Annotated in this window: 29 protein-coding genes and 1 pseudogene; 28 read left to right on the top strand and 2 right to left on the bottom strand. The window is 49.9% G+C overall.

Translation table 11 applies throughout. The annotated features are described in order from the left end of the window. The first annotated feature begins 76 nt into the window (after window positions 1-76). From ACMV5I_RS02220 to ACMV5I_RS02205, 4 genes are all read left to right on the top strand, one after another. The gene (locus ACMV5I_RS02220) at window positions 77-430 is read left to right on the top strand and encodes a phage holin family protein (protein ID WP_223664477.1); all 354 of its coding nucleotides are present in this window, start codon (window positions 77-79) and stop codon (window positions 428-430) included. Further along, window positions 420-785 carry a D-Ala-D-Ala carboxypeptidase family metallohydrolase gene (locus ACMV5I_RS02215; RefSeq protein WP_414823557.1) on the top strand — a complete coding sequence of 122 codons (366 nt, stop codon included), beginning with the start codon at window positions 420-422 and terminating at the stop codon, window positions 783-785. Before ACMV5I_RS02220 ends, ACMV5I_RS02215 begins: the two co-directional genes overlap by 11 nt. Further along, window positions 782-1,132, top strand: a complete 351-nt coding sequence (locus ACMV5I_RS02210; protein WP_414823556.1) for a hypothetical protein — start codon at window positions 782-784, stop codon at window positions 1,130-1,132. Before ACMV5I_RS02215 ends, ACMV5I_RS02210 begins: the two co-directional genes overlap by 4 nt. A gap of 267 nt (window positions 1,133-1,399) precedes the next feature. Next, window positions 1,400-1,696, top strand: coding sequence for a hypothetical protein (locus tag ACMV5I_RS02205; protein ID WP_223499330.1), 297 nt, complete (start codon window positions 1,400-1,402; stop codon window positions 1,694-1,696). Between the two features lie 145 nt (window positions 1,697-1,841). Here the strand turns inward: ACMV5I_RS02205 and ACMV5I_RS02200 are convergent, their stop codons facing one another. Continuing rightward, window positions 1,842-2,141 carry a DUF1883 domain-containing protein gene (locus tag ACMV5I_RS02200; protein ID WP_414823555.1) on the bottom strand — a complete coding sequence of 100 codons (300 nt, stop codon included), beginning with the start codon at window positions 2,139-2,141 and terminating at the stop codon, window positions 1,842-1,844. 547 nt (window positions 2,142-2,688) lie between these two features. Here ACMV5I_RS02200 and ACMV5I_RS02195 point away from each other — a divergent pair. The 17 genes and pseudogenes from ACMV5I_RS02195 to ACMV5I_RS02115 all read left to right on the top strand — a co-directional run. Then, window positions 2,689-3,141, top strand: a pseudogene (locus ACMV5I_RS02195) (ParB/Srx family N-terminal domain-containing protein); the annotation flags it as partial. Between the two features lie 160 nt (window positions 3,142-3,301). Beyond that, window positions 3,302-4,705 (top strand): ParB N-terminal domain-containing protein, encoded by a 1,404-nt coding sequence (locus ACMV5I_RS02190; RefSeq protein WP_414823554.1) that lies wholly within the window; start codon window positions 3,302-3,304, stop codon window positions 4,703-4,705. Continuing rightward, window positions 4,695-4,955 carry a hypothetical protein gene (locus ACMV5I_RS02185; protein WP_414823553.1) on the top strand — a complete coding sequence of 87 codons (261 nt, stop codon included), beginning with the start codon at window positions 4,695-4,697 and terminating at the stop codon, window positions 4,953-4,955. The genes ACMV5I_RS02190 and ACMV5I_RS02185 overlap by 11 nt, the downstream gene beginning before the upstream one ends. Before the next feature lie 5 nt (window positions 4,956-4,960). Continuing rightward, window positions 4,961-5,980 (top strand): terminase small subunit, encoded by a 1,020-nt coding sequence (locus ACMV5I_RS02180; RefSeq protein ID WP_414823552.1) that lies wholly within the window; start codon window positions 4,961-4,963, stop codon window positions 5,978-5,980. Then, the gene (locus tag ACMV5I_RS02175; protein WP_414823551.1) at window positions 5,949-7,274 is read left to right on the top strand and encodes a terminase large subunit domain-containing protein; all 1,326 of its coding nucleotides are present in this window, start codon (window positions 5,949-5,951) and stop codon (window positions 7,272-7,274) included. The genes ACMV5I_RS02180 and ACMV5I_RS02175 overlap by 32 nt, the downstream gene beginning before the upstream one ends. Continuing rightward, the gene (locus ACMV5I_RS02170; RefSeq protein WP_414823550.1) at window positions 7,271-8,698 is read left to right on the top strand and encodes a DUF4055 domain-containing protein; all 1,428 of its coding nucleotides are present in this window, start codon (window positions 7,271-7,273) and stop codon (window positions 8,696-8,698) included. Before ACMV5I_RS02175 ends, ACMV5I_RS02170 begins: the two co-directional genes overlap by 4 nt. Next, a complete protein-coding gene (locus ACMV5I_RS02165; protein ID WP_414823549.1) occupies window positions 8,673-9,785 on the top strand; it encodes a hypothetical protein in 1,113 nt (370 codons plus the stop codon). Before ACMV5I_RS02170 ends, ACMV5I_RS02165 begins: the two co-directional genes overlap by 26 nt. 79 nt (window positions 9,786-9,864) lie before the next feature. Then, the gene (locus ACMV5I_RS02160; RefSeq protein WP_223499338.1) at window positions 9,865-10,641 is read left to right on the top strand and encodes a hypothetical protein; all 777 of its coding nucleotides are present in this window, start codon (window positions 9,865-9,867) and stop codon (window positions 10,639-10,641) included. A gap of 12 nt (window positions 10,642-10,653) precedes the next feature. Next, window positions 10,654-11,622 (top strand): major capsid protein, encoded by a 969-nt coding sequence (locus ACMV5I_RS02155; RefSeq protein WP_223499339.1) that lies wholly within the window; start codon window positions 10,654-10,656, stop codon window positions 11,620-11,622. A gap of 37 nt (window positions 11,623-11,659) precedes the next feature. Further along, window positions 11,660-12,142: a DnaT-like ssDNA-binding protein gene (locus ACMV5I_RS02150; RefSeq protein WP_414823548.1), complete on the top strand. Its 483-nt coding sequence runs from the start codon at window positions 11,660-11,662 to the stop codon at window positions 12,140-12,142. A gap of 13 nt (window positions 12,143-12,155) precedes the next feature. Then, entirely contained in the window at window positions 12,156-12,506 is a 351-nt protein-coding gene (locus tag ACMV5I_RS02145; protein ID WP_414823547.1) for a hypothetical protein, read from the top strand. A 1-nt stretch (window position 12,507) separates the two neighbouring features. Next, window positions 12,508-13,092 (top strand): hypothetical protein, encoded by a 585-nt coding sequence (locus ACMV5I_RS02140; protein ID WP_414823546.1) that lies wholly within the window; start codon window positions 12,508-12,510, stop codon window positions 13,090-13,092. Beyond that, entirely contained in the window at window positions 13,089-13,502 is a 414-nt protein-coding gene (locus ACMV5I_RS02135) for a DUF4128 domain-containing protein (RefSeq protein ID WP_414823545.1), read from the top strand. The genes ACMV5I_RS02140 and ACMV5I_RS02135 overlap by 4 nt, the downstream gene beginning before the upstream one ends. Before the next feature lie 41 nt (window positions 13,503-13,543). Further along, window positions 13,544-14,200, top strand: coding sequence for a phage tail protein (locus ACMV5I_RS02130; protein ID WP_414823544.1), 657 nt, complete (start codon window positions 13,544-13,546; stop codon window positions 14,198-14,200). A 38-nt stretch (window positions 14,201-14,238) separates the two neighbouring features. Further along, window positions 14,239-14,592 carry a phage tail assembly chaperone gene (locus ACMV5I_RS02125; RefSeq protein WP_223499656.1) on the top strand — a complete coding sequence of 118 codons (354 nt, stop codon included), beginning with the start codon at window positions 14,239-14,241 and terminating at the stop codon, window positions 14,590-14,592. A gap of 47 nt (window positions 14,593-14,639) precedes the next feature. Then, window positions 14,640-14,894 (top strand): DUF1799 domain-containing protein, encoded by a 255-nt coding sequence (locus tag ACMV5I_RS02120; RefSeq protein WP_414823708.1) that lies wholly within the window; start codon window positions 14,640-14,642, stop codon window positions 14,892-14,894. Between the two features lie 169 nt (window positions 14,895-15,063). Then, a complete protein-coding gene (locus ACMV5I_RS02115; protein WP_414823543.1) occupies window positions 15,064-15,237 on the top strand; it encodes a hypothetical protein in 174 nt (57 codons plus the stop codon). A 13-nt stretch (window positions 15,238-15,250) separates the two neighbouring features. Here ACMV5I_RS02115 and ACMV5I_RS02110 read toward each other — a convergent pair whose 3' ends face one another. Continuing rightward, window positions 15,251-15,505, bottom strand: coding sequence for a hypothetical protein (locus ACMV5I_RS02110; protein WP_414823542.1), 255 nt, complete (start codon window positions 15,503-15,505; stop codon window positions 15,251-15,253). Window positions 15,506-15,668: 163 nt separating this feature from the next. Between ACMV5I_RS02110 and ACMV5I_RS02105 the strand changes: the two genes are divergently transcribed. From ACMV5I_RS02105 to ACMV5I_RS02075, 7 genes are all read left to right on the top strand, one after another. Continuing rightward, a complete protein-coding gene (locus ACMV5I_RS02105) occupies window positions 15,669-19,160 on the top strand; it encodes a phage tail tape measure protein (RefSeq protein WP_414823541.1) in 3,492 nt (1,163 codons plus the stop codon). 1 nt (window position 19,161) lies between these two features. Then, a complete protein-coding gene (locus ACMV5I_RS02100) occupies window positions 19,162-19,386 on the top strand; it encodes a hypothetical protein (protein ID WP_414823540.1) in 225 nt (74 codons plus the stop codon). 39 nt (window positions 19,387-19,425) lie between these two features. Beyond that, window positions 19,426-20,271, top strand: a complete 846-nt coding sequence (locus ACMV5I_RS02095; protein ID WP_414823539.1) for a hypothetical protein — start codon at window positions 19,426-19,428, stop codon at window positions 20,269-20,271. 222 nt (window positions 20,272-20,493) lie between these two features. Further along, window positions 20,494-20,835, top strand: coding sequence for a phage tail protein (locus ACMV5I_RS02090; protein ID WP_414823538.1), 342 nt, complete (start codon window positions 20,494-20,496; stop codon window positions 20,833-20,835). Window positions 20,836-20,844: 9 nt separating this feature from the next. Continuing rightward, window positions 20,845-21,600, top strand: a complete 756-nt coding sequence (locus ACMV5I_RS02085; RefSeq protein ID WP_414823537.1) for a phage minor tail protein L — start codon at window positions 20,845-20,847, stop codon at window positions 21,598-21,600. 2 nt (window positions 21,601-21,602) lie between these two features. After that, window positions 21,603-22,316: a C40 family peptidase gene (locus ACMV5I_RS02080; RefSeq protein WP_414823536.1), complete on the top strand. Its 714-nt coding sequence runs from the start codon at window positions 21,603-21,605 to the stop codon at window positions 22,314-22,316. Further along, window positions 22,313-22,897, top strand: a complete 585-nt coding sequence (locus tag ACMV5I_RS02075; protein WP_414823535.1) for a tail assembly protein — start codon at window positions 22,313-22,315, stop codon at window positions 22,895-22,897. The genes ACMV5I_RS02080 and ACMV5I_RS02075 overlap by 4 nt, the downstream gene beginning before the upstream one ends. The last annotated feature ends 55 nt before the right edge of the window (window positions 22,898-22,952 follow it).

The raw sequence follows: 22,952 nt of genomic DNA, 5'->3' as shown, positions 1-22,952 counted from the left end.
CTGAGATAAAAAATAATCAGGCTCGCAAGGCTCACTCAGGTGAGCTTTTTTTATTTCTTACGCCGGAGCACTGGTAATGGACAATAACAACCTGCCGCCCGGCTTTGTCGAGGCGTTTCTTATGTGGATAAAACTTAACGCCCCTGCGGTATACGGCTCTTTTGCCGCGTTCGGCATGGCGACGCTATTAACGCTGCGTGATGGTAAATCGTGGCTTGATGCGCTTTATGCGGGCCTTATCTGTTTGTTAATAACGCTAGGCGTTATCAATTCCCTCGAGCTGTTTGGTATGAGTCAGGACAACGCACTGATCGTCGGTGTGGTCATTGGTGGCATGGGGGTAGAGAGATGCATCTCTATCCTCCGCATATTTGCCAGCATGAAGACCAATACACCGCTGGATGAAAAGGACAGGAAAAATGACCAGTAACTCTAAATTGTCAGAGCATTTCAGCAGTAACGAATTTGCATGCCGTTGCGGCTGCGGTGCTAACCAGGTATCGGCAGAACTGATCAAGGTTCTGGAAGACGCCCGCACACACTTTGCTGTGCCCATCACCATCGTCAGTGGTCGTCGTTGCCCGGCACATAATGCAAAAGTTGGCGGGGCAAAGTCCAGCCAGCATCTGCTGGGTACCGCCGCCGACATTCAGGTAAAAGGCGTTCAGCCAGCCGCAGTGGCCGCGTATTTTGAAGGTAAGTATCCGGGCCGCTACGGTGTGGGGCGCTATGCCACGTTTACCCATATTGACGTTCGCACCGGCCCGTCACGTTGGAAGCAATGATGGATAAGTTCGGAACGATAGGTGTGTTGCTGTTGGCTATCTGTCTGGGCTGGTATGCATCCTTGTTATCAGACGATTTGGAAGCAGCTGAAAAGGACAACAAAGCGCTGGTAGCCATGGTGGAAAGTCGCGATGAAACGATCAGGGCGCTAAAAGGTGCCGCTGACGCTGACCGGCGCGCTAACGAGGAACAACTTAAGACTGAGCGGCAGAAGAGGGCCAAGGCCGATGCTGAAAACAGAACGTTACGCGAGGCTCTGGAACATAGCGACTTTGGCAATCAGCCTTTGCCTGATGATGTTATCGACATCTTGCGGGGTAAGGATGCCACCCACACCAGCCCCTAAGCTGATCTACGTGTACCCGCCAGAAGTGCTATTACAACAATGCGAACAGACACCGTTCACCGGCTCGACGTTTGGTGATGCTGTCATAGCGTTGCAAGTGAGCCAAACTCAGCTTGATGTGTGCTCATCAAGGATTAGGGGATTGATTAAGTGGCACCGGAGTAGTGTAGGCAGTAGTGGATAGTTTTTTATGACTCTTTAAATGAGTTGTATCTTTCTTCTATTTGGAGGAGATTAAGAATTCGATACTAAAGAGAGGCATTCGACATGATTTACGACTTTGACAGTCATTACATATCAGATCACAAAGACGGGCGATTTGTTCGTTATGATGTCATTAAAAAACATGATGATGCATACTTAGTTAAAGTGTTTGATGAACAGCAAAAAGGAATAGCTGAGCCTAAGGTTATTATCCAGGTCGATGAGTTTGAATTAAATAGAAGTACATATATGCATGAGTATGGAGTTGGGGATATGAGGTCTGTAAAAGTAAATATGCCACCAACATTTGATGGTTATTTGCGTATCAAATGCCAAGATCATAGAAATAAATTGGATTAATAAGGTTGCCATTAGCTATTTTCATGTAACCAATAGCCTCGGCATAGTCCGGGGTTTTTATTTTCAGGTTGTTAATGAGCTAATTGTAGGTTGAGCATGTTATGCAGCACCTGAACATCGCGGTTAATTTAAATAATATATTTGCTTATAAATTATAGGGCGTTTTTTTCTGATCTGTAAATAAAACAGAGTGCTCTATGTGCTCATTACAATTTTGTACGGGTTTGATAATGACATTCCAGTAACACGAGTCCGGTACGGCTATGTTAGCTGGAAATTCTGAATAATATCCCCCATAAAAGAAAACTGCCGTGCCCATGAGATATTTTCCATATTGGTCATCAGACATCAACATAATGATTGAAGGGTGTGAACAATGTACGACTACAACACTACCCGCTGCAAGGTATGAACGATCATGACGGGATGAATTATTTAATAGCATCTTAAGTTAACTCGATATTTTACGTTTTGGAAGTAAAAAAAAGCCCCTCCTGATAAGGGGCAAGTGTTACATAGGGATATGAAGTACTAGTGGGAAAACAGCGCAAACTTATAACTCGGATTGAGTATATGGATTTAGCTTTGCATGTAAATAAAAATATTTGTGTAAAAATGAACAATAATGGTGAATTTAAATTGATTATTTGTATTAAAAAGCGTCTGCTCGGGCACTGATTAAGGCACGAAAAATCTCCGGTAGCTCCTGCCTGGTCACCCTGACCGTTATCTGCTGGTGGTTTTTATTTTGTTCTGAATTTTTGCGTTGGCCACAAAGAAAATTAGCACAAACGATCTGTATTCGTAGATGGTTGTTGGCGGATTTCCCGAGTGGGTAATCCAGAAGTCAGCAGAAAATTCTAAAGGAAGGTGGGCGGCCACCGGTAGTTAGAGCTACCGGCGGCCATTCATACCCACAAGATCGTCATGATGAGTACGAACCAAGGCCCACTTGCTCTCGAGAGCGGGGTCATCTTATTGGATCCTCGGAAATGACCAAAGAAAAAAAACAGGAAAAGCTGGCAATCGTTTATAAGCCAGTCGATTCGCTAATTGTTTATGCACGTAATGCGCGGTTGCACAGCGACGAGCAAGTAAAAAAGTTGGCAGATAGCATTCAGGAATTCGGTTGGACAAACCCGGTGTTGATCGATGAGGCTGGCGAAATTATTGCAGGGCATGGCCGGGTTATGGCCGCTGACGTGCTGATGATTGTAGAAGTGCCGTGCATCGTATTATCGGGCCTGACCGAACCGCAGAAAAAAGCCTATCGCCTGGCAGACAATAAGTTACCGCTGCATGCTGGGTGGGATGAGGAACTACTGAAAATCGAGTTAACCGATTTGTTGGATAGCGGCTTTGACGTTGACCTGACCGGTTTCACTGAAACAGAGGTTGATACGCTGCTTGAGGATGTATCAGAAATCAGTTTCGATCGTGAAGAGGACTCGGCCGGTGTCGACATAAACTACCTGTCATTTTGTCGAAAGCGCATTCCCCTAACGGAATGCGAAGAGTCAGGCTTGCTGAGCGCGCTTGATGATTACGTTGACGAAAATGGATCATATTTCGGTTTCGTTTCCTCCCTAATTGGAGGGCGTGACGATGCTTGATCTGAATTACGACATCACAAATTTGCATGGCGCCAAGTACAACCCGCGGCACATTAATGACGATGATCTGCAGATGCTTGCGGATAGCATTCGAATCCTGGGGCTGGTGAAACCACTCATTGTTCGGGGTAGCTTGCTGGTTGCCGGTCACCAGCGCACAAAAGCGCTTCGCGTTAATGGTGTGACAACGGCCGCCGTTTACCTGCTGCCGACAGAAACCAACCTTTACGACGAGATCCGTTTCAACCAGTTGCATAACGGTACGGATATGGATTCGGGTGATGAAAACTGCAGGGTCAGCGGTTTGGTTGGAAAATCCGGTTTCGTGGTTGTTGAGTCTGGTCAGATATCTGGAAACCTGCGCGCCCGCATGGCATATGTCCGCCGCGAGATTAGCGAGATGATCATGAAATACGGGCCGTGGGGTGGCTGTGTTGCTACTGAGTCCGGAGATGTGATCCACTGTGCACAGTACGCCCTTGCGTCGATTGGGACAAAATCCCCGCTGACAGTTTTTGTTATCTCTGACGCTGATAAGGCCCGCTACAAAAAATACCTTGATAGGGAGTACGGGGTATTCAGCTATGGCCACCTTGAGAAAAAAACCTACGTTCAAACCTACGCGCAAATGATGCGGCTGAGGGAGGGCAGCAGGAAAGGAAATCGCTCAAAACTCTATGAGCAACTCGTTATGCCTTACCTTTCCAATCATGCGAACGGTAAAGAGCTGCGGGGGATCGATTTTGGGTCCGGCCAGGGGGACTACGCACACCTTTTACGGGGGCTTGGTTTTAACTTCCTCGATCTTGAGCTGTTTCGGCGGCGCGGTGCCGGCAATGTCATCGACCGACGGAGCGTGCATCGCATGATTGACGCGATGTGCCTGTCACTCAAAAACCACGGCCCTTTCGACTACGTGGTATGCGATAGCGTGATAAACAGCGTCGATAGCCTGGAGGCTGAGCGCTCGGTCATGGATTTCATCAAGGGGCTTTGCAAGCCAGGCGGGCTGGTGTTCTTTTCTGGCCGACGGTTGGAGTTTGAGCAGGCTTCAATGCGCCTCATGAAAGCCGGTTCGAAAAAATCGAAAGTGTATTTTCCCGACAAGGACAATTTCACGGCGAAGTATCGAAAAGGAAATTGGTTCTATCAGCATTTCCATAGCGCGGCAGACGTGAAGCTACTGGCAAAAAATCATGAGCTGAAAATCGTACACCACGCAAACACCGGATCATCTTTTCAGGTGCAAGCAATTTCAGAACATCCGCTGGCAAGAGAGAGACTATCCGCAGCAATTCGTTATGAGTTCGAAATGGAGTTGCCAGACGGTAAGCCCCTGGGACGCTCTGATGATGTGCTAGATGCTTTCTGGCTGCGAGGTGAGCATGGAGCTTGATTACTCAAAAGTCGAAGGGTGGGCCGCCCGCAAGCTGACCGAGCAGCAAATAGCTGATGTCTTGGGTTTCGATCTGGGGCAGTTAAAGGTCGATCGCGAATCCCTTGGTAAATTCCGTGAGGCAATCCGAAGAGGTAGCGCTAAGGGGGCGGCTGACCTACACAACGCCATCTATCAAAAAGCACGTACTGGAGACACTGGTGCTATCAGCATGCTCCGCAACGTTAAGCGCAAAAGCAAACATGAGTAACCCGTATGAGCAAACCGGACTGGGGGGCGCTGCAAGACCAGTTCTTGGCTGACCATGCCCGGTCCGGTATATCGCCGACAGCGTGGTGTGAAGCCAAAGGACTGAATTACGCAACCGCCCGCCGCTATATCAAGAAACCTTCTAAAAGTGCGCAATCTGAAATGCGCAATACTGCGCAAAAGGAAGTGCGTACAAGCAAAACTGCGCAATCTGGCAAGGGAAAAACAGCCACAAATAAAATAGAGCCTCAGATTAAAAATGACGTGATTGAGATAGAAAGCGATCCCTCAGAATTTATCTTCGATCCCCGCGATTACGGGATTAACGAACAGCAGGCAAAATTTGTTTCTGAGTACCTTTTGACTGGTGATAAGTACGCGTCTTACCGAAATGCCGGTTACAAGTGCGATGGAGAAACAGGAAAGGCCGCAGCCCGGAGACTGTATCGCCACGTATCGGTTTACCGGGCAATTCGTGATGGCTTGGACAAGCGCCAAAAACGTTACACGGCAGAGCTTGATGAAATCGTGCATCAGCTTGTTTCAATCACTCGAGCGGATCCTAACGAGTTATCCCAATTCCGCCATGTGAATTGCCGCTACTGCTGGGGTGACAATCATCGCTACCAGTGGCGCGACATTGGAGAATTTGACGAAGCGGCAGAAAAAGCGGCTGGCGATGGCAAGCCACAACCTGAATACGGCGGCCTTGGATTTGTCGAAAGTGATGATCCCAATCCTGATTGTCCGAAGTGTGAGGGCGCAGGGGAGGGGCAATCGTACATTGCCGACACAAGGAATCTGGCCGGGACGGATGCTCGCTGGCTTTACGCTGGTATAAAGCACACGCAGCATGGCATCCAAGTATTGACCGCCGACCAGGACGCGGCACGTCGAACCCTGATCCAGCTATTGACCGCTCAGGCAGCAAGAGAGCCAGCAAACAACAAAACAGGGCTGGAGGATGATTATCAACTACAGGCAATAACCCCTGATGAACCTACTCCGGACAATCCAATCCTCTGACGGGCCCGTTCAATTAACGCCGAAACAGGCGAATATCTATGTTTGGGGCTGGCAGCCGAAAGCCCGTTTTCGTGATGCCGTGTGCGGCCGTCGATTTGGTAAAACGTTCCTGGGCAAGGCAGAAATGCGCCGAGCTGCCCGTTTAGCCGATCGCTGGAACGTCAGCGTTGAGGACGAAATCTGGTATTGCGCTCCAACGCTGAAACAGGCCAAGCGAGTATTCTGGCGCAGGCTAAAGCAAGCGATCCCACCTCATTGGCGAGCGACGAAGCCTAACGAAACGGAATTGTCGATCACCCTCAACAGTGGCCACATCATCCGCTGCGTGGGTTTGAACAATTACGATGATCTGCGAGGCTCTGGTCTTTTTTTCGTGCTGATAGATGAATGGGCAGACTGCCCCTATCAGGCATGGGAAGAGGTTATCCGTCCGATGCTCTCGACCTGCAAGTACACCGTTGATGGCGTGCAGCATGTGGGTGGCCATGCGTTGCGTATTGGTACCCCGAAAGGGTTTAACCACTGCTATGACACTTACAGTGCCGGGCAGGATGGTAGAGAGCCGGATCACCGCAGTTGGCTTTATACGTCGGTAGACGGTGGCAACGTACCGCCGGAAGAAATAGAGACAGCTAGACGCACGATGGATCCGCGGACATTTCGCCAAGAGTATTTGGCATCGTTCGAGAATTACCAAGGCGTTGTTTATTACTGTTTTGACCGGAAGGAAAACCATACTGACGACACTATCCAGCCAGGTGATGAGTTGCATATAGGGATGGACTTCAACGTCGGAAAAATGGCGGCAGTGGTTTACGTAATGCGTGAGGGCTTGCCGCACGCCGTTGATGAGTTAATGAATAAATTTGATACGAGGGCAATGATTGAGGAAATAACGAAACATTTTCTCGGCCACAAAATCCTCATTTATCCAGATGCCTCCGGCAAAAATCGTGGTTCAAGTAATGCCAGTGAGTCCGATATATCGCTGCTAAAAGACGCTGGATTCACGGTTAAGGCCAAGGACTCAAACCCGGCAGTTAAAGATCGTGTTAACTCTGTGAATGCCATGCTGTGCAACACATATGGCGATCGCCGGATGAAAGTGAATACGAAAAAATGCCCTAAGTTTACTCAGTGCCTAGAGCGTCAGGTTTATGCGGATAGCGGTGAACCAGATAAAAAAGGTGGGTTTGACCACGGTAACGACGCTGGTGGCTATCCGATCTTCTATCTCTTCGCTCTGAAAATCAAAGAAGCATTCAGCACTAACATGGGATCCACTTTAGGATGAGTAAAAAAAATGACATAACGTTTACTCGGCCAGAGTACGACGAGGCTTTACCTACGTGGAAGCGAAACCGGGACGTGTGTAGCGGCCCGGATGCAGTTAAGGCCGCAGGCCATGAGCATCTGCCAAAGTTAAACCCGCTGGATATATCCGAAGCCAATGAGCAGCGCAACGCCAGCTATCTGGCACGTGCGGTTTTCTATGCAATCGCTGCAAATACTAAGCAGGGATTACAGGGGATGGCATTTCGCCGGGATCCGACGCTTTCCCTTCCCGAAAGTAACAAATTGGAATACCTGAAAACAAATGCTGACGGAGCCGGGACCAGCATTTACCAGCAGTCGCAGCAAAGCCTTGAATCAGTCCTTGAGGTGGCCCGTGACGGGCTTTATGTCGACTACGCAGAGGAAGGGAAGCAAGCCATTATCTTGCGTTACCTGACCGAAAATATAATCAACTGGCGAACAAAGCGTATCAATGGACGCAACAAGTTAATCCTCGTGGTATTGCGTGAATGCGTTGAAGAAGAGGACGGTTACGGCTTCAAGGATGTGATCCAATATCGTGAACTGGCGATGGAGGGGGACAAGTTCATGGTGCGTGTATGGCGGCCTTCGGGTGATGGTAAGTCGCAAAAATATGTTGCGGGTGAACCTTATTATCCGAAGCCATTCGGAGCTGATCATTGGGACGAAATACCATTCATTTTCCTCGGCGCACAGGATAACAACCCGGATATAGACAAATCCCCGCTAGAGGCGCTGATCTCCATTAACCTGGGCCATTACCGCAACAGTGCAGACTATGAGGATAGCGTGCATTTTTGTGGTCAGATCCAGCCGTGGATTAGTGGTTTATCCGAAGACTGGCGCGACTGGCTGGAAAAAAACGGCGTTAAGTTTGGATCCCGAAACCCTATGCTGTTACCGGCTGATGGGGCGATGGGGATGGCGCAAGGCCAGCCAAACATGATTGCCAAAGAGGCGATGGACGACAAAAAAGCCTACATGATTGCACTCGGCGCTCGGCTTATTGAGCAAAATGGTGCAATCAAGACGGCAACGCAGGCAAGCGGCGAGCAGGCGTCCGGCACCTCCATTCTGGGCATCTGCTGCAGTAACGTTTCCGAGGCATATACCGTGGCGGTGATGTGGTGCGCACGTTATCTGGGTATCAACGAGTTTGATGCTATCAGTTATGCGGTAACCAAGGAGTTCCTGCCGAAAGGGGCAGACGCCAATGTCCTTAATGCCATTGTGGCAGCGTGGCAAAGCGGAGCTGTTCCGACGCTCGACATGATCCGCTCACTGCAAAAAATGGACATCATCGATCCAGCGGCAGACCCGGCGACTATTTTGGATGTCCTGAGCACTTCCGGGCCTAACTTTGTGGGTGGAGCCAATGGCGACGGTCAATCAGCGGCTTAGTGATGAGGCGGTGGCGCACACAATTTTTGTAAGCCGGTACTCGACCGGCACAGCAAAAAGAATGGTGGCGGTATTAAACCAGGCTGACGCTGACTTATCCGCCCGGTTGATGGTGGCCATGGAGGATTTGGATCCTACCAGTTTCACCGTTCGCCGCTTGGAAACGCTGCTTGGCGGCGTGCGCGATATCAACCAGCAGGCTCATCAGCAGCTCTATCATTCACTCAGTGACGAGTTGAGCGATTTTATAGGGCATGAGGTTGGCTACCAGTTGAGCCTGTTCGATTCGCTGCTGCCTGGGGCGGTTAAGCAGCGCTGGCCACTCATGACGATCACACCCCAGCAAGCCTATGCAGCAGCTACCGCACGGCCATTCCAGGGCCGGTTGTTGAGTGAATGGGCCGGAAAGCTTGAAGGCGACCGCATGCAGCGTATCAGCAATGCGGTTAGCCAGGGCTATTTGCAGGGAGAAACGACAGACCAAATATACCGGCGCATACGTGGCACGAAGGCGCGGAATTATCAGGATGGCGTTTTGCAAACAGGCCGATCTAACGCAACAAGCGTGATAAAGACTGCGGTCAATCACATGTCAGCAGTAGCCCGCACTGAATTTGCTCAGGCAAACGCCGACATAGTTGATTGTAAGCAGTGGCTAAGCACGTTGGACAACAAAACCACGCCTGCCTGCATTATTCGTGATCGCCTGCGGTACACGATGGAAAACAAACCTATCGGGCATAAGGTGCCTTATGGGGCAGGACCTGGCCGCATTCATTTTTGCTGCCGTTCTACCGAAACGTTGGTGGTCAAGTCATGGCAAGACCTAGGGATCGATGCCAATGACATGCTGGAAGGCACTCGGGCCAGTATGGATGGGCAAGTGCCGGCAGACACGAATTATCGCGATTGGCTCCAGAGACAATCCTATCAGCGGCAAGTGCAGGTATTGGGCGAGGCCCGCGCACGGCTGATGCGAGATGGTGGCATGAAACCCTCTGAATTCTTCACCGATAAAGGGGAGTGGCTCACACTCGCGCAACTGCGAGAGATTGACGGGCAGGCATTTAGCCAGGCCGGAATGTAAAAATTAGATTTTCAACGAGCCCGCCATAGCGCGGGTTTTTTATTGGGCAAAGCCCGGCAATAAATCCCAAGGGGAAAGCATGTTATTCCGAAATATTGCACGTAAATATTATGCGGCAGCAGGTGAAGGCGGGGAAGGTGGCGGCGGCAGTGCTGGGGTCGAGATCACCCCGGAAATCCAAGCCATTATTGATTCCCGCATTAACGAGTCTGTTTCGGGCCTGAAAACCAAAAACAGCGAGTTGCTCGGCAAGCTCAAAGAGCAAGGCGACAACTTGAAGCGTTTTGATGGCATCGATCCCGACGCTGTGCGTGGCATTCTCAAGCGTTTTTCCGATGGCGAAGAGGCAGAACTGATCGCCGCAGGGAAAATTGATGAGGTGCTGGAGAAGCGTACCGAACGAATGCGTGGTGATTCGGATAAGAAAATCAAAGCTGCCGTAGATCGCGCTGAAAAAGCCGAGGCGCTAGCGAACAAATTCACTAAGCGAGTGCTGGGTGATGTGATCCGTTCGGCGGCATTAAAAACTGGTGTTCTGGCCACTGCGGCGGACGACATCATTTTACGCTCCCAGGGAGTTTTCACACTTAACGAAGACGGCGAGGCCGTTGCAATCGACAAGGACGGCAACCCGGTTATGGGGAAGGACGGTAAAACGCCGCTATCACCTGCCGAGTGGGCCGAATCCCTCAAAGACACTGCCCCTCATCTTTGGCCAGCAGCCGAAGGTTCGGGCGCGGGTGGGCATAAGCCTGGTGGCGGATCACTGAAGCGCTCTCAGATGTCTTCCAAGCAAAAATCGGATTACATCCGCGCTCATGGCCAGCAGGCATTTTTAAGACTTCCAAAAGAATAAGGATCACCGAACATGGCAGCAACTGTTAACACCGACCTGATCATTTATAACGATCTGGCTCAAACTGCATACCTGGAGCGCCGTCAGGATAATTTGGATGTATTCAATGCTTCATCAAATGGGGCGATCGTTCTGGATAACGCGCTGATCGAAGGTGACTTCAAGAAGCGTGCTTTTTATAACCTGTCGGGCAGCATCGAACATCGTGACGTGAATTCTAACGACCCGGTGGATAGCAAAAAAATTGGTGCCGGAGAGTCCGTGGGTGTTAAGGCACCATGGAAATATGGCCCTTACGAAACCACTGAGGAAGCATTTAAACGCCGTGGCCGCGACGTTTCTGAGTTTTCGGAAATCGTGGGTATTGATGTTGCTGATGCCACCTTGGAAGGTTTTGTAAAATATGCAATTAAGGCGCTCACAGCGGCTATTGGTGCCAATGACGAAATGGTTGTCAGTGCCAATATTGCGACCGATGGCAAAAAGACGCTCACCAAAGGAATGCGCAAATATGGCGATAAGTTTGGCCGTATCAGCCTGTTCGTTATGCACTCTGCCAGCTATTTCGACATTGTCGATGAAGCTATCGCCAACAAAATTTATGAAGAAGCGGGCGTGGTGGTGTATGGCGGATTGCCTGGCACATTGGGTAAGCCTGTGCTGGTTACGGATACAGCGCCAATCGATGTTATTCTGGGGCTTCTGCCAAATGCTATTGCGATCACTGAATCGCAAGCGCCGGGGTTCCGTTCTTTCGATGTGAACAATAAAGAAAACCTTGCAATTGGTTACCGCGCTGAAGGTACGGTAAATATTGATATGCTCGGCTATAGCTGGGATGAGTCAAAGGGCGGCGCAAATCCGGATCTAACCAAGATTGGGACACCGACAAACTGGAAAAAACACGCTACCAGCAACAAGGTAACGGCCGGTGTGATGATCAAGCTTACCGACTCCGCTCCGGCGGCCAAGGCTAAGTAATCCAAGGGGCTTAGGCCCCTAATTTTTTGGAGGCACTATGTTGTCTACCAATCCGAAAGCGCCGGAATTCAACAGCTACGCATCGGCGGCAGATCTTGAAGCATTTGTTGTTGGTCGGGGCATTACGCCCCCAGAAAGCCCCGAGCCGTTGCTGATCAAGGCAATGGATTTTCTGAGTGGCATAAATTGGCAGGGGCGAAGGGCTAAAGCCGTTCAGCCGTTGGCATGGCCGCGTTCTGGTGTGATATTCGATGGCTTTAGTTATCCGAATGACGTGATCCCTCCACAGGTCGTTACAGCGCAATGCATGCTGGCAATTGAGGCTCAAGAGGGGGATCTGTTGGCTGCCGGCAGATCGGCTTCAATAAAGTCTGAGCGTGTCGAAGGAGCGATCACCACTGTTTTTGCTATTGCTGACGGTGAAACTTTCAAGCAGACCTATCCGGCGGTAATGGCGGTATTAAACGGCTTTGTTGTCGGTGGTGGGTTTGCCATTAACGCGATCGCAACGAGATCTTGATTCGGGGGAAAGGATGGCTATCGATTATCTGGGCGCCCAGAAAAGGGCAACTCACACATTGACCGAGAACGGATCTGAATACCCGCATACCCGCGGCGGTACAGTCAGCCGCATAGCTGGTAAGGAAGTGAGGGAGCCGGAGGTTAACGGCACGGTAATCGGTGTAAAAACCGAGTACAAACCGAACGAGATCGACGGCACTTTGATTCAGGGCGGTGATGTGCAACTGGTGGCCACACATGAAACGGAAATCCGTATAGATGACCAGATCGAGGTTGACGGTAAAAAATATCGGGTAGTGCATCCTCATCCGATAAAGCCTGGTCCCATCCTGATTTGTTACCGGGCACAACTGAGGGCGTAATATGTCCGAAAATGATGCCTTTATGCAGACGATAACGGCGTTTGTCGATAAGGCAAAGGCCAATCAAGCGCAGGTGGTGCGTGCGACCAGTATCCGGATACTGGCGCAACTTGTGCAGATGTCGCCTGTTGGCAATCCTGAGTTATGGGAAGTGAATAACACGGCGGTAGCTTACAACCAGGCTGTTTTTGATCACAATGAGGCCCTGCGACAAGACTCTGCCAACCTCACCCCCACCGGGAAATTGAAAAAGCGCGCTCGGGTTTCTGACAGTATGGGGATCCGGGCGCCACCAGGTTATAGCGGGGGCCGGTTTCGCGGCAATTGGCAGGTGTCTTTTGATTCGCCGGCTGATGGTGAAACAGGTCGGATCGATAAATCAGGCGGTGCGACGCTGGCTGCGGGAAACCTGGTGATAGAGCAATTCCGCATTGGCATGCAGGCCATTTACTTCGCGAATAACGTCCCTTATGCCTATCCACTGGAATTTGGACATTCCACCCAAGCGCCAGGCGGCATGGTCCGTATCACTGCCGCAGACTTCCAGCGGCATTTCAGCGCCGCCGTATCGGAGATTGAACCGTGAGCCACACCCGCATAGCTGCGTTGCTTGAGGCCCGTCTGGGCGAATGGGCCGACGCGCATGATATTCCTGTTGCGTGGGAAAACACCCCAATGGATCCGCCCGATGGCCTGTATCTGCAAGCCTACGCCATGCCCGCAACCACAACAGCAATAGACCTTGCGGAAAAGCTGCATGTTTTGCCGGGTGTTTGGCAAATCAACGTTGTTGCGCCTGCTGGTGATGGCATCGGCCCTGCAAGGGACTTGGCCGACCAGATCTCCGCATTGTTCCCTTTGGGGATGATGCTGACCGAAGGTGGCTTAACCTGCTACATCAGCACGCCGCCCACGGTTTACCGCGGCATAACAACGGATACGCGCTACACAATCCCCGTCAGCATGAATTACCGAGCTGACATCATCACTCACTGACCGCTTCGGCGGTTTTTTTATGTCCTGAATTGGAGAATCCTATGGGATTTGCATTGCCTAACGGCGCCACGGTATTTGTGGGGTCCAAAATGGCCGCCGCGTTGCCTGCAACAGCAGTCAGCAACGCAAAGGGGGCTGTGTTTACTGTTACTGGCAGCACACTGGCTGTTGACGACATTGTTTTAATCAAATCCGGCTGGGGATTGGTTGATAATCTGGTTGCTAAGGTGACCATTGCGACCGCAACGGCAATTACGATTGGTTCCCTCGACACGTCAGATACAAACTTTTTCCCTGACGGTGCGGGCGTAGGGTCATTAATGAAAATCACTGATTGGATGCAGATCCCGCAAATTACCGAAGTGGGTGCCTCCGGTGGTGATCAGCAATATGTTCAGGTGCAATTTCTGGAGGATGATCGCCAGCGTAACCTTGCCACGTTCCGTGCCGCAAAAAACCAGACATTTACCTTTGCGCATGATTCATCGCTGGCGATTTATAACGTTCTACTTGCTGGTGATCGCTCCGGCGATACGTTGCCATTTTACATGTATGTGCCTAAAGCCAAAGAGAAACGTTATTGGTCTGGTGTGGCATCGTTCGATCCGCAACCGGCCACAGCGGTAAACCAGGTAGAAACCGTCCAGGTATCTATCGCTGTGCAATCCCGCACCATGACGTTCTACAAAGACAAATAATTCACTGGGGCGGCAGCTGCGCCCCACTAATCACAGGTATCGACATGAAATTTACTCTTATCCCTAATCCAACTTTTAAAATCGATGTGACCATTCCCCGCGCTGGTGCTGAAGATGGTGTTCTGACGTTTACGTTCAAGCATAAGACTCGTGCCGATCTGGAAGTGCTGGAAAAAAACTTGCGGGAAGAGACCGAGAAGCTTGGCGAAACGGGCAAGCACACCAATGCACCGATGGTAGATTTTGTCTGCGAAATTGCCATTGGCTGGGCGTTGCCGGAAAAATTCACGAAAGAAAACGTTATGGTGCTGTTGGAAAACTACCCGCGGGCGTTTGACTCGATCGCGTTGGCATATACCCGCGAACTGATGGCGTTGCGTGAAAAAAACTAACAGCGGTTGCCTCGGCATTCTATACGCCTGAACCCTCACCGGAAGAACTGGCCGCATTTGGGCTAACACCGGAAGACGTTGAATCAGACCCGGTAGAGATCCTGCCCGATGTGTGGCAGTCGTTTGAAGTATTCCGCGCCATGGCCACACAGTGGCGTACTGGCATGAGCGGCGTCACCGGACTGGATTACAACTGCTTGCCCTGGGTAATGAAGCTGCACGGCGTAGAGGATGAGGCAACCGTCTTAACTGATATCAGGGTGATGGAGGCGGCGGCACTTTCAGTTATTCACAAAAGCTAGGGCCAAATTTTGTTTGTTGCATATGTTGTGTCGCCGTCAACACAACGTTAATGCGATGAAAGTTCTACCTGTAAGACGTAGCATAAAGCAATGCAGTAGTGGCCCGCTGGGTATTACCATCAAATAGGCTTTGCAGTCTGAGGCTTTAACAAAATACCAGGAGATAACTATGACTTTAGAACAACGAGTTGAAGCTTTGGAGAAAAAACTGAATATCTTAAATGGCAAAAATTTTTCGATATGTGAGGGGGAAGTATTTATTCAGAATGCCGTTATAGAATCAGGAAGCATAAATGCGGCCCATCTTCAGGCCGCAAAAATTAAATCACACATAACAGAGTAAAAAAGTAATTCCGTTAGTGCTTATTGGTGGGGATAATCTCTACTGAATTGAGAATTTTCAAAAGTGACTGTTGTGCGTGTTTATGGGCTTCAACTAACTCCCCAGTGGCACTAGTAGATTTTATAAAATCTACAACAGCGTCTTTGTTTCCAGTTGATATGACAAACGCACTGAAAGCTTGAGCTAATAATTCAGTCATAGCATAATTTTTGCGTGCAGTGTCATTCATTATTGCAAGTGTTTCTTCAAGTGAAAATTGTTTTGACATCTTCATCCCTTTCCCAGAGTTAATCAGCCATCCCTATGATGTAAACGCCCATGCTCCTACATGGGCGAGCTGAACACTCAAGATAACCTTTAGTTTCCGCCAGCAACACCCTGATATTCGAACAGTGCCGCCTGGGTGTGGCTTTTTTTGCATGGAGTCCAGCATGTCAGACATTGCATCGCTTTCCCTGCACGTCGATACAGGCGATTTGCAGAGGGGCAACCAAGAGCTGGATAAATTCCAGCAGAAAGCCACCGGTGCGGCCGGTGCCGCAGATGGTTTCAATGCTTCCGGGAAGAATACGGCGAAGGTATCGAAGGAGATCGCGCAAGAGATTGAAGATACCCATCGCCGTGTTGCTGAATATGCTGCAGCGTTGAATAAGTCGCAGACGGAAGCAAAAAACCATTCGCAGGCGACAGCGCAGCAACGGCAAGAATTGCGCGATTTACTGACGCAGATTAACCCGGTTACAGCGGCGTTCGAACGACTCGATAACATGGAAAGCCAGTTATCGAAATTCAACGCAAAAGGGGTTATTGATCCAGAATCCTTTGCTGAGGCTTCCCGTACTATCCAGCAGACCCGCATTCAGTTGGAGCGGGCAGCTACAGCCAGAACGGAGGAAGGGAAAGCTGCGGCAGCTGCTGCGCAACAAGAGCGAGCTGCTACAGCCGCCAAAGAAGCATTTTTAACAAAACTCCAAGCACAGAGCGCACTTTATAAGGCATCTGCCTCTGATGCTGCTGCATATCGAGCTGCGCAGCTTGGTATCTCCCAGGAGGCAGCGCCGCTGATTGCCCAAATGCAGGCACAAGAGCGGGCACTTATTCGCGATGCCGAGCAGAAGCGGGCAGCTGCTATTGCAGCGCGAGGGTTGAAGCAGGCACTGGCAGAGCAAGAAGCTGCAGAACGTGCTGTTGCGATGGAGACCAAGCGCGCAGAGACTACTCGTAAGTCTTTCATTGACTCGCTGCAGGCACAAGTAACGGCCATTGGTAAAACACGTGCTGAATTGCTGGAGTTGAAAGCCGCTGAGTTGGGGCTATCAACCCAATCTGCACCGTTGATCGCCCGGTTGCGTGAGCAGGATGCTGCCTGGCAGAATGGGGCTATTTCAGCAGGGCAGTATCGGCAGGCGATCCGTATGCTGCCCGCACAATTTACCGATATCTTCACGTCTATAGCAGGCGGAATGCCGCTGTGGCTGGTTCTGTTTCAACAGGGCGGCCAGATCAGTGACTCGTTCGGTGGGCTGGGTGGGATCTTCCGCTATATCAAGGAGGAGTTGTTGGGCATGAAAGATGCCTCTGAGGAATCTTCAGGGTCATTATCAGAAAATGCCAATGCGTTGGCCGAAAATGCTGAACATGCGAAGGGGCTTGCCGGAATACTTTCGCCAACAAGTCTTGCCATTATAGGGCTGGTTGGTGTGGCTGGCCTACTTGTCACTGCATGGCACAAAGGCTCGCAAGAAGCCGTGGAGTATAACAAGCAGCTTATACTGACAGGCGGGTATGCTGGAAAAACAGCCTCTCAGTTGCAGGATTTAGCTCGCTCTCTATCACAAAATGGACTGACACAACGTGCATTCGCGAGTTCGATTGCGAAAGTGGTCGGCAGCGGGGAATTCTCTTCTGGTGCGATCAGCATGGTCTCGCGGGTTGCCGCAGAAATTGAAGACGCTACCGGGCAATCAATTGATACAACGATCCAGCATTTCAAGCGCCTACAGGACGAACCAGTCAAGGCAGTAATGGAGTTGGATCGAACCCTCCATTTTCTTACTGCCACCCAACTTGAGCAAATTATCTCTCTCGAAAAACAGGGGCGCACCGCCGATTTAGCAAAAATCGCGATGGAATCTTACGCATCTTCAATGAGCAGTCGGTCTATCGGGGTTAAAAATAATCTCGGCACACTGGAAACAGCATGGGAGTATGTGAAGGATGCAGCTTCCGGGGCGTGGGATGCCATGCTTGATGTGGGGAGAGAACAGAGTCTTAGTAGCAAGGTTGAGGGTGTAAGGAAGCAGTTGGAGGTTGCACGTAAGAATCTTGAGCGCCTGGAGGCTACACCGGCTGTAAACACTACTGGCTATGGCTACGGTCGGCAAAATGATTCGTTTTCGTCTAGAGAACAGAGCCAGGCGCTGGTAAATCAAAGGACTCTGGTTGGCAACCTGACCAAAGAATACGAGAAACTTCAAAAGTCGCTGACTGATGAGGGGCTTGCTGCCGGGCGGGCAAAGCAGGAGCGAGACGAGCAAGAGCGGCTCAAAAACAGGATAAAAATTGGCGAAAAATACAATCAGCAATACGCTAGTAAGGCTACACAAAGAAAAGAGGAATTAGCCAAACTTGATGCAGATCGATGGGCTTTAACGGATGCCCAATATAAAGAATATCGGGCAGAAATCATAAGGAAGCACATAGACCCTGTGGTTCCTAAAGGGCCGAAGTATCAGCCCCCTGCTGGTGATAAGGCTGAGGATTCTGCGCAAGCCGATCTCTTGGCGCTGCAAGCCCAGTTGGAGGTATTGCGTCAGCATACCGGCGTAAACGATAAAATCAGTCAGCAGCGCAAAGATCTGCAAAAAGCCCAAGCGCAGTTCACGGTTCTTGAAAAGGCAGCAGGTACACGCCAGTTATCAGCACAAGAAAAATCACTGTTATCCAGCAAGGATGCTGTTCTTGCGAGTAAAGAACGGCTGGCCGTTATCGGTGATCAGGTTGTCCAGCAGGAACGATTAAACAAGTTGCTGGATAGTGCACAGAAATTTGATCGGCAGCAGCAGGCAAAACGTGCTGAGATCGCTTTTCTTTCCAAAGGTGGTACTGCCAGGGATTCTCAGAGGCAATCGGAAAGAGACCGACTCACTACTGAATATGCTGATAATCCAGTTGCACAAAAGCAGGCACTGTCATCCCTTGAAAAGACTTATGCGGAGCGAGATAAGTTAGAACAGGACTGGAAAGCTGGTGCGCTCAATGGGCTGAATGAGTATCTGGAGAAAGCCACGGATGTTTATAGCTCGGTGTCAAACGTGGCTATGAGTGCGTTGAGCGGCATTTCCAACATGATGACTGACTTGGTAACCACCGGCAAAGCATCATTCCGCGACTTCACGACGTCAATCCTCAAGATGATTATTGATATCATCAACAAGCTTTTGGTGGCCTACGCGGTCAAGAGCATGTTAGGAGAAGGTGAAGGTGGTAGTTCGATTACTTCCGCTCTGGGTAAAACTTTCAGTTTTGATACGGGGGGTTATACCGGCGATGGAGGGAAATACGAGCCAGCCGGTGTTGTACATCGTGGTGAGTTCGTAATGACCAAAGAAGCCACGGAACGCATTGGTGTTGATAATCTGTATGCCATGATGCGCGGCTATGCCACAGGCGGGCTGGTTGGCAATACCAACACCGTCAGCGGAGCTGCACCAATGCATGGATTGCGAGGTGGAGGAATAAACGTTGATGTTGGCGGTATAAATATCATCAACCAAAACCAGCAGCAGAAGAATGGAACCTCTACAGTGGTTGATATTAACGGAATCACCAAGCAACTAAAGCCTGTGATACTCAATGCGGTCATGTCTGAAATGCAAAATCCAGGCACTCCGCTGTGGAACCTAAATAACCAAAGGAAATGACATGAAATTTGAAGTTGAAAACATTACACCATATGAAAATGAAGACGAAAGCGGAATTATAGCGCGAGTGTACATCATCATGGGGCATGGGCCAGGTAATGAAATCAGTGTCCCAGTGAGATTGCCGGCGTTCCGGGAGTTGAATCTTGGTGAAGTAACAAATGAGGCTATCAAAGCTGCCAAAATCAAGCTCAAGGAGGCAATGGCAGCAATGGAGACGCGTTAATCATTACTAAATATTGACTGCTAATCAGGTGGTGATAGGATGTTGCCACTTGTGATTATTGGAGGCATTGACGTGAGAAAAACAATCTTTTTATCTCTGTTGTCGCTGGCATTTACCGGGTGTGGTTCTAATTATCCGTCCGGTCAATATGAACAGCGGACAGAACAAGAATTAGCCGAAAAGACGACCTATAAAATAATTGAGATACCTTCAGAAGGTGATTTCTCCGGGGTGCCAATAAACGGGGTCAAACTTAGAAACGAGCTTGCTAAGCGTAACAAACGTGGTGAATCGTCAGAATATATCGTTCACTCTGTCACATATGCCCCTTATAACAATACATGGAGTAAAAAAGGATGGCTTGCAGGAACTGACGCCTTTAAAAAAGGAACTTACAACGTTAGAGAGTATTTGGAAGTTAACGCAGGTGAGGCTGGTGCAATAAGGAATGCTGTAGGCTGGTATGGATTCCCCGTTGATAAACACGTTACCACTAACCATGATACATATGAAGGGGCCAATGCATTTGGGGTTACTGCGCAGGTAGAGCGCTTGCGTTATAAGGGGGCGATCTTAGTTTTCGGAAACAACGGAATCAATCCTGATGGCCGCATTCCTGTTGATGCTGATATTGAGGTGATTGGTGATCTACCCATAAACTTGAGCCATAGAGATTGCAAAATAGAATACTTAGCGAGAGTAAAAGCATTGGGGCATGGTGTCGTTTCTGGGATGGGAGACAAGCCCCCCACACTGGACAGTCCAGACGATATCAGAGGGGATGTTGTAGTATTCAATGCTGATTTAATCGCAGCCAGACTTGTAAATGCTAAAACAGGTGAAGTTTACCCCGCCAAGTTGAGGTGGGTGTTTAGAGAAATATAATATTTTTGAAATATGTCTAAGGTTGTGGGTAGGGATTTTTCAAGTGGCATCTTATGTAATGACTTTCAGGTGCTTGGTGCACTGTTAGTATCATGTTTTAAGATCATTACCATGCACAACCAGATAGCAAGCATGTCAGACTCATTCGACTAAGAAAATAGGCACTAATTCGTTAAGTTTTACACCCAGCCCAGGCTGGGTTTTTTTATGCACGGAGAAAACATGGCGATCGACACTTTCACCTGGCGAATTCAGGGACAGCCAGAGGGCAGCTATGCCCAGCGAGTGAGAACGGCGCAGTTCGGTGATGGCTATAAGCAGGTAGCCGGTAATGGCCTCAACATTGAAACCCAGACCTGGCCGTTGTCATTCACCGGCCAGAAAGCGGAAATGATCCCGCTGCTGGCGTTCGTCCGCTCCTACACCACTAAATCATTCTTTTGGACACCACCCTACGGGGTAAAGGGGCTATATCGCGTGGTTGCTGACTCCATCAAGGCAACTCCGGTTGGCGGTCAGATCATGACGGTATCCGCAACATTTGAACAAGCGTTCTTGCCATAGGGGGACAATGTGGCAATCACTAACGACGTGCAAAAACTGGAACCCGGTAACCGGGTCCGGTTAATCGAAGTCGACGGTACAAAATTTGGTGCCGATGTTCTGCGCTTTCACAATGAAACCATACCTCATACACCAGCGGAGATTGCTGCGTCTGGTGGCGATGAAACCAAGTTAAAGCCAAAAAGCATTTGGTGGCAGGGGAAGGAATACGGCGCATTTCCGTATGAGTTAAAGGGGCTGGAATCATCCAGCGACGGGGCGAGTGCAACACCGAAATTGGCGGTTTCAAATATCGACAGCCTGATCACTGCGCTGTGTTTGCGGTTTGACGATATGCTCCAGGCCAAGGTAACGATCCACGATACCTTTGTGCATTACCTCGATGCCAAAAACTTTGCCGGTGGAAATCCTAAAGCAGACCCAGCCCAAGAATTTAAGCAGGTTTTCTACATCGACAGCAAAAGCGCGGAACACAACGAGGCTATTGAGTTTACGTTGTCAGATCCAATGTCATTGCAAGGGCGGCGGATCCCAACGCGGCAAATTACGGCACTTTGCACTTGGTGTATGCGGGGGCTGTATAAAACCGGGGATGGTTGCGCATACGCGGGGCAGAACGGCTGGTTTGATAAGAAAGGTAATCCTACCGCAGATCCTTCGCAAGATGCATGTGGGGGGCTGCTGACGGATTGTAAAAAGCGCTACGGGGAAAATAACGAGCTGGATTTCGGCGGGTTCCCTGGCTCTGCCTTGGTTCGGAGGTAACCATGCGACAAAAAACTATCGATGCAATCTTGGCTCATGCTGAGAGTTGCCACCCGGCTGAATGCTGCGGCGTCATTGCCCAGAGAGGGCGCGTAGAGCGTTATTTTCCTTGTGCCAATCTTTCTCTCAAGCCTACAGAACATTTCGAGCTGGCTCCGTTGGACTATGCGATAGCCGAAGATTGGGGAACCGTAGTATCTATCGTACATAGCCACACTGGCGATGGGGCCACGACGCAGCCCAGCGAACTGGACATGTTGCAGTGTGACGTTACGGAATTGCCGTGGGTGATCGCTTCATGGCCTGAGGGCGATATCAGGACGATTAACCCACGCGGTGATCGCCCGTTGGAAGGTCGCCAGTTCATACTTGGGCATGCCGATTGCTGGTCGTTGATTATGGATTATTACCGGCAACAGCACGGCATTACCCTGCCTAATTACAGTGTGGAGCATCACTGGTGGGATGAAGGTGAAAACCTGTATATGGACAACTGGTATGAATGCGGTTTTCGGGAGTTCTACGGGTCACCACAACCGGGCGATATGGTCATTATGCAGATCTCGGCTTCGGTGCCAAATCACGCGGGGATCCTGTTGGAAGGTAACATGCTGCTGCACCATCCTTATGGGCAACTGAGCCAGCGGATCCCATACGGCGGTTATTTTCAGGAAAGAATGATAAAAATCCTGCGTTATAAGGACTTTTTCAAATGAGCGAAACACCGATCAGAACAATAAAGCTTGGCGGTATTCTGGGGAAGAAGTTTGTCAAAGAATTTAAGTACCGTGCTCGGGATATACCTCATGCGGTCAGGGCATTGAAAGGGCAATTCCCTGGCTTTGAGCGTTTCATGAATGAGGCGCAAATGAGGGGGCTGACCTTTGCCGTTTTCGTTGGAAGCAAAAACGTCAGCGAAGAAGAGATCGACATGACCAAGGGCAATGACGATATACGTATCATTCCTCTAATTATCGGCAGCAAGCGGGGTGGTATTTTCCAAACCATTCTTGGTGCCGCCCTGATTGCAGCGTCGTTTGTCCCTTATTTGGCTCCGATATCTCCCTATCTTCGTATGGCCGGCGCATCGATGCTGTTAGGTGGCGTGGTGCAAATGTTATCACCCCAGCCAGGCGGCTTGTCGGTGGGCCAGAATGCCGAGAACAAACCCTCCTACGCCTTCGGTGGTCCGGTTAACTCGACAACCCAGGGCAATCCAGTTGGTGTCCTATACGGCAGTCGAGAAATCGGCGGTGCTGTGATATCAGCGGGGATTTACGCGGAAGATCAGCAGTAAAAAATATCAGTGTTCAATCAGGCTCGCTTAGACGAGCTTTTTTATGGGCGAAACC

The organism is Serratia sp. T13T92, assembly GCF_047530105.1.
In the GTDB taxonomy this organism is placed as follows: Bacteria; Pseudomonadota; Gammaproteobacteria; order Enterobacterales; family Enterobacteriaceae; genus Chania; species Chania fonticola.
Note: the sequence above shows the minus strand (reverse complement) of the source record. Positions and strands in the feature narration are given on the sequence as shown.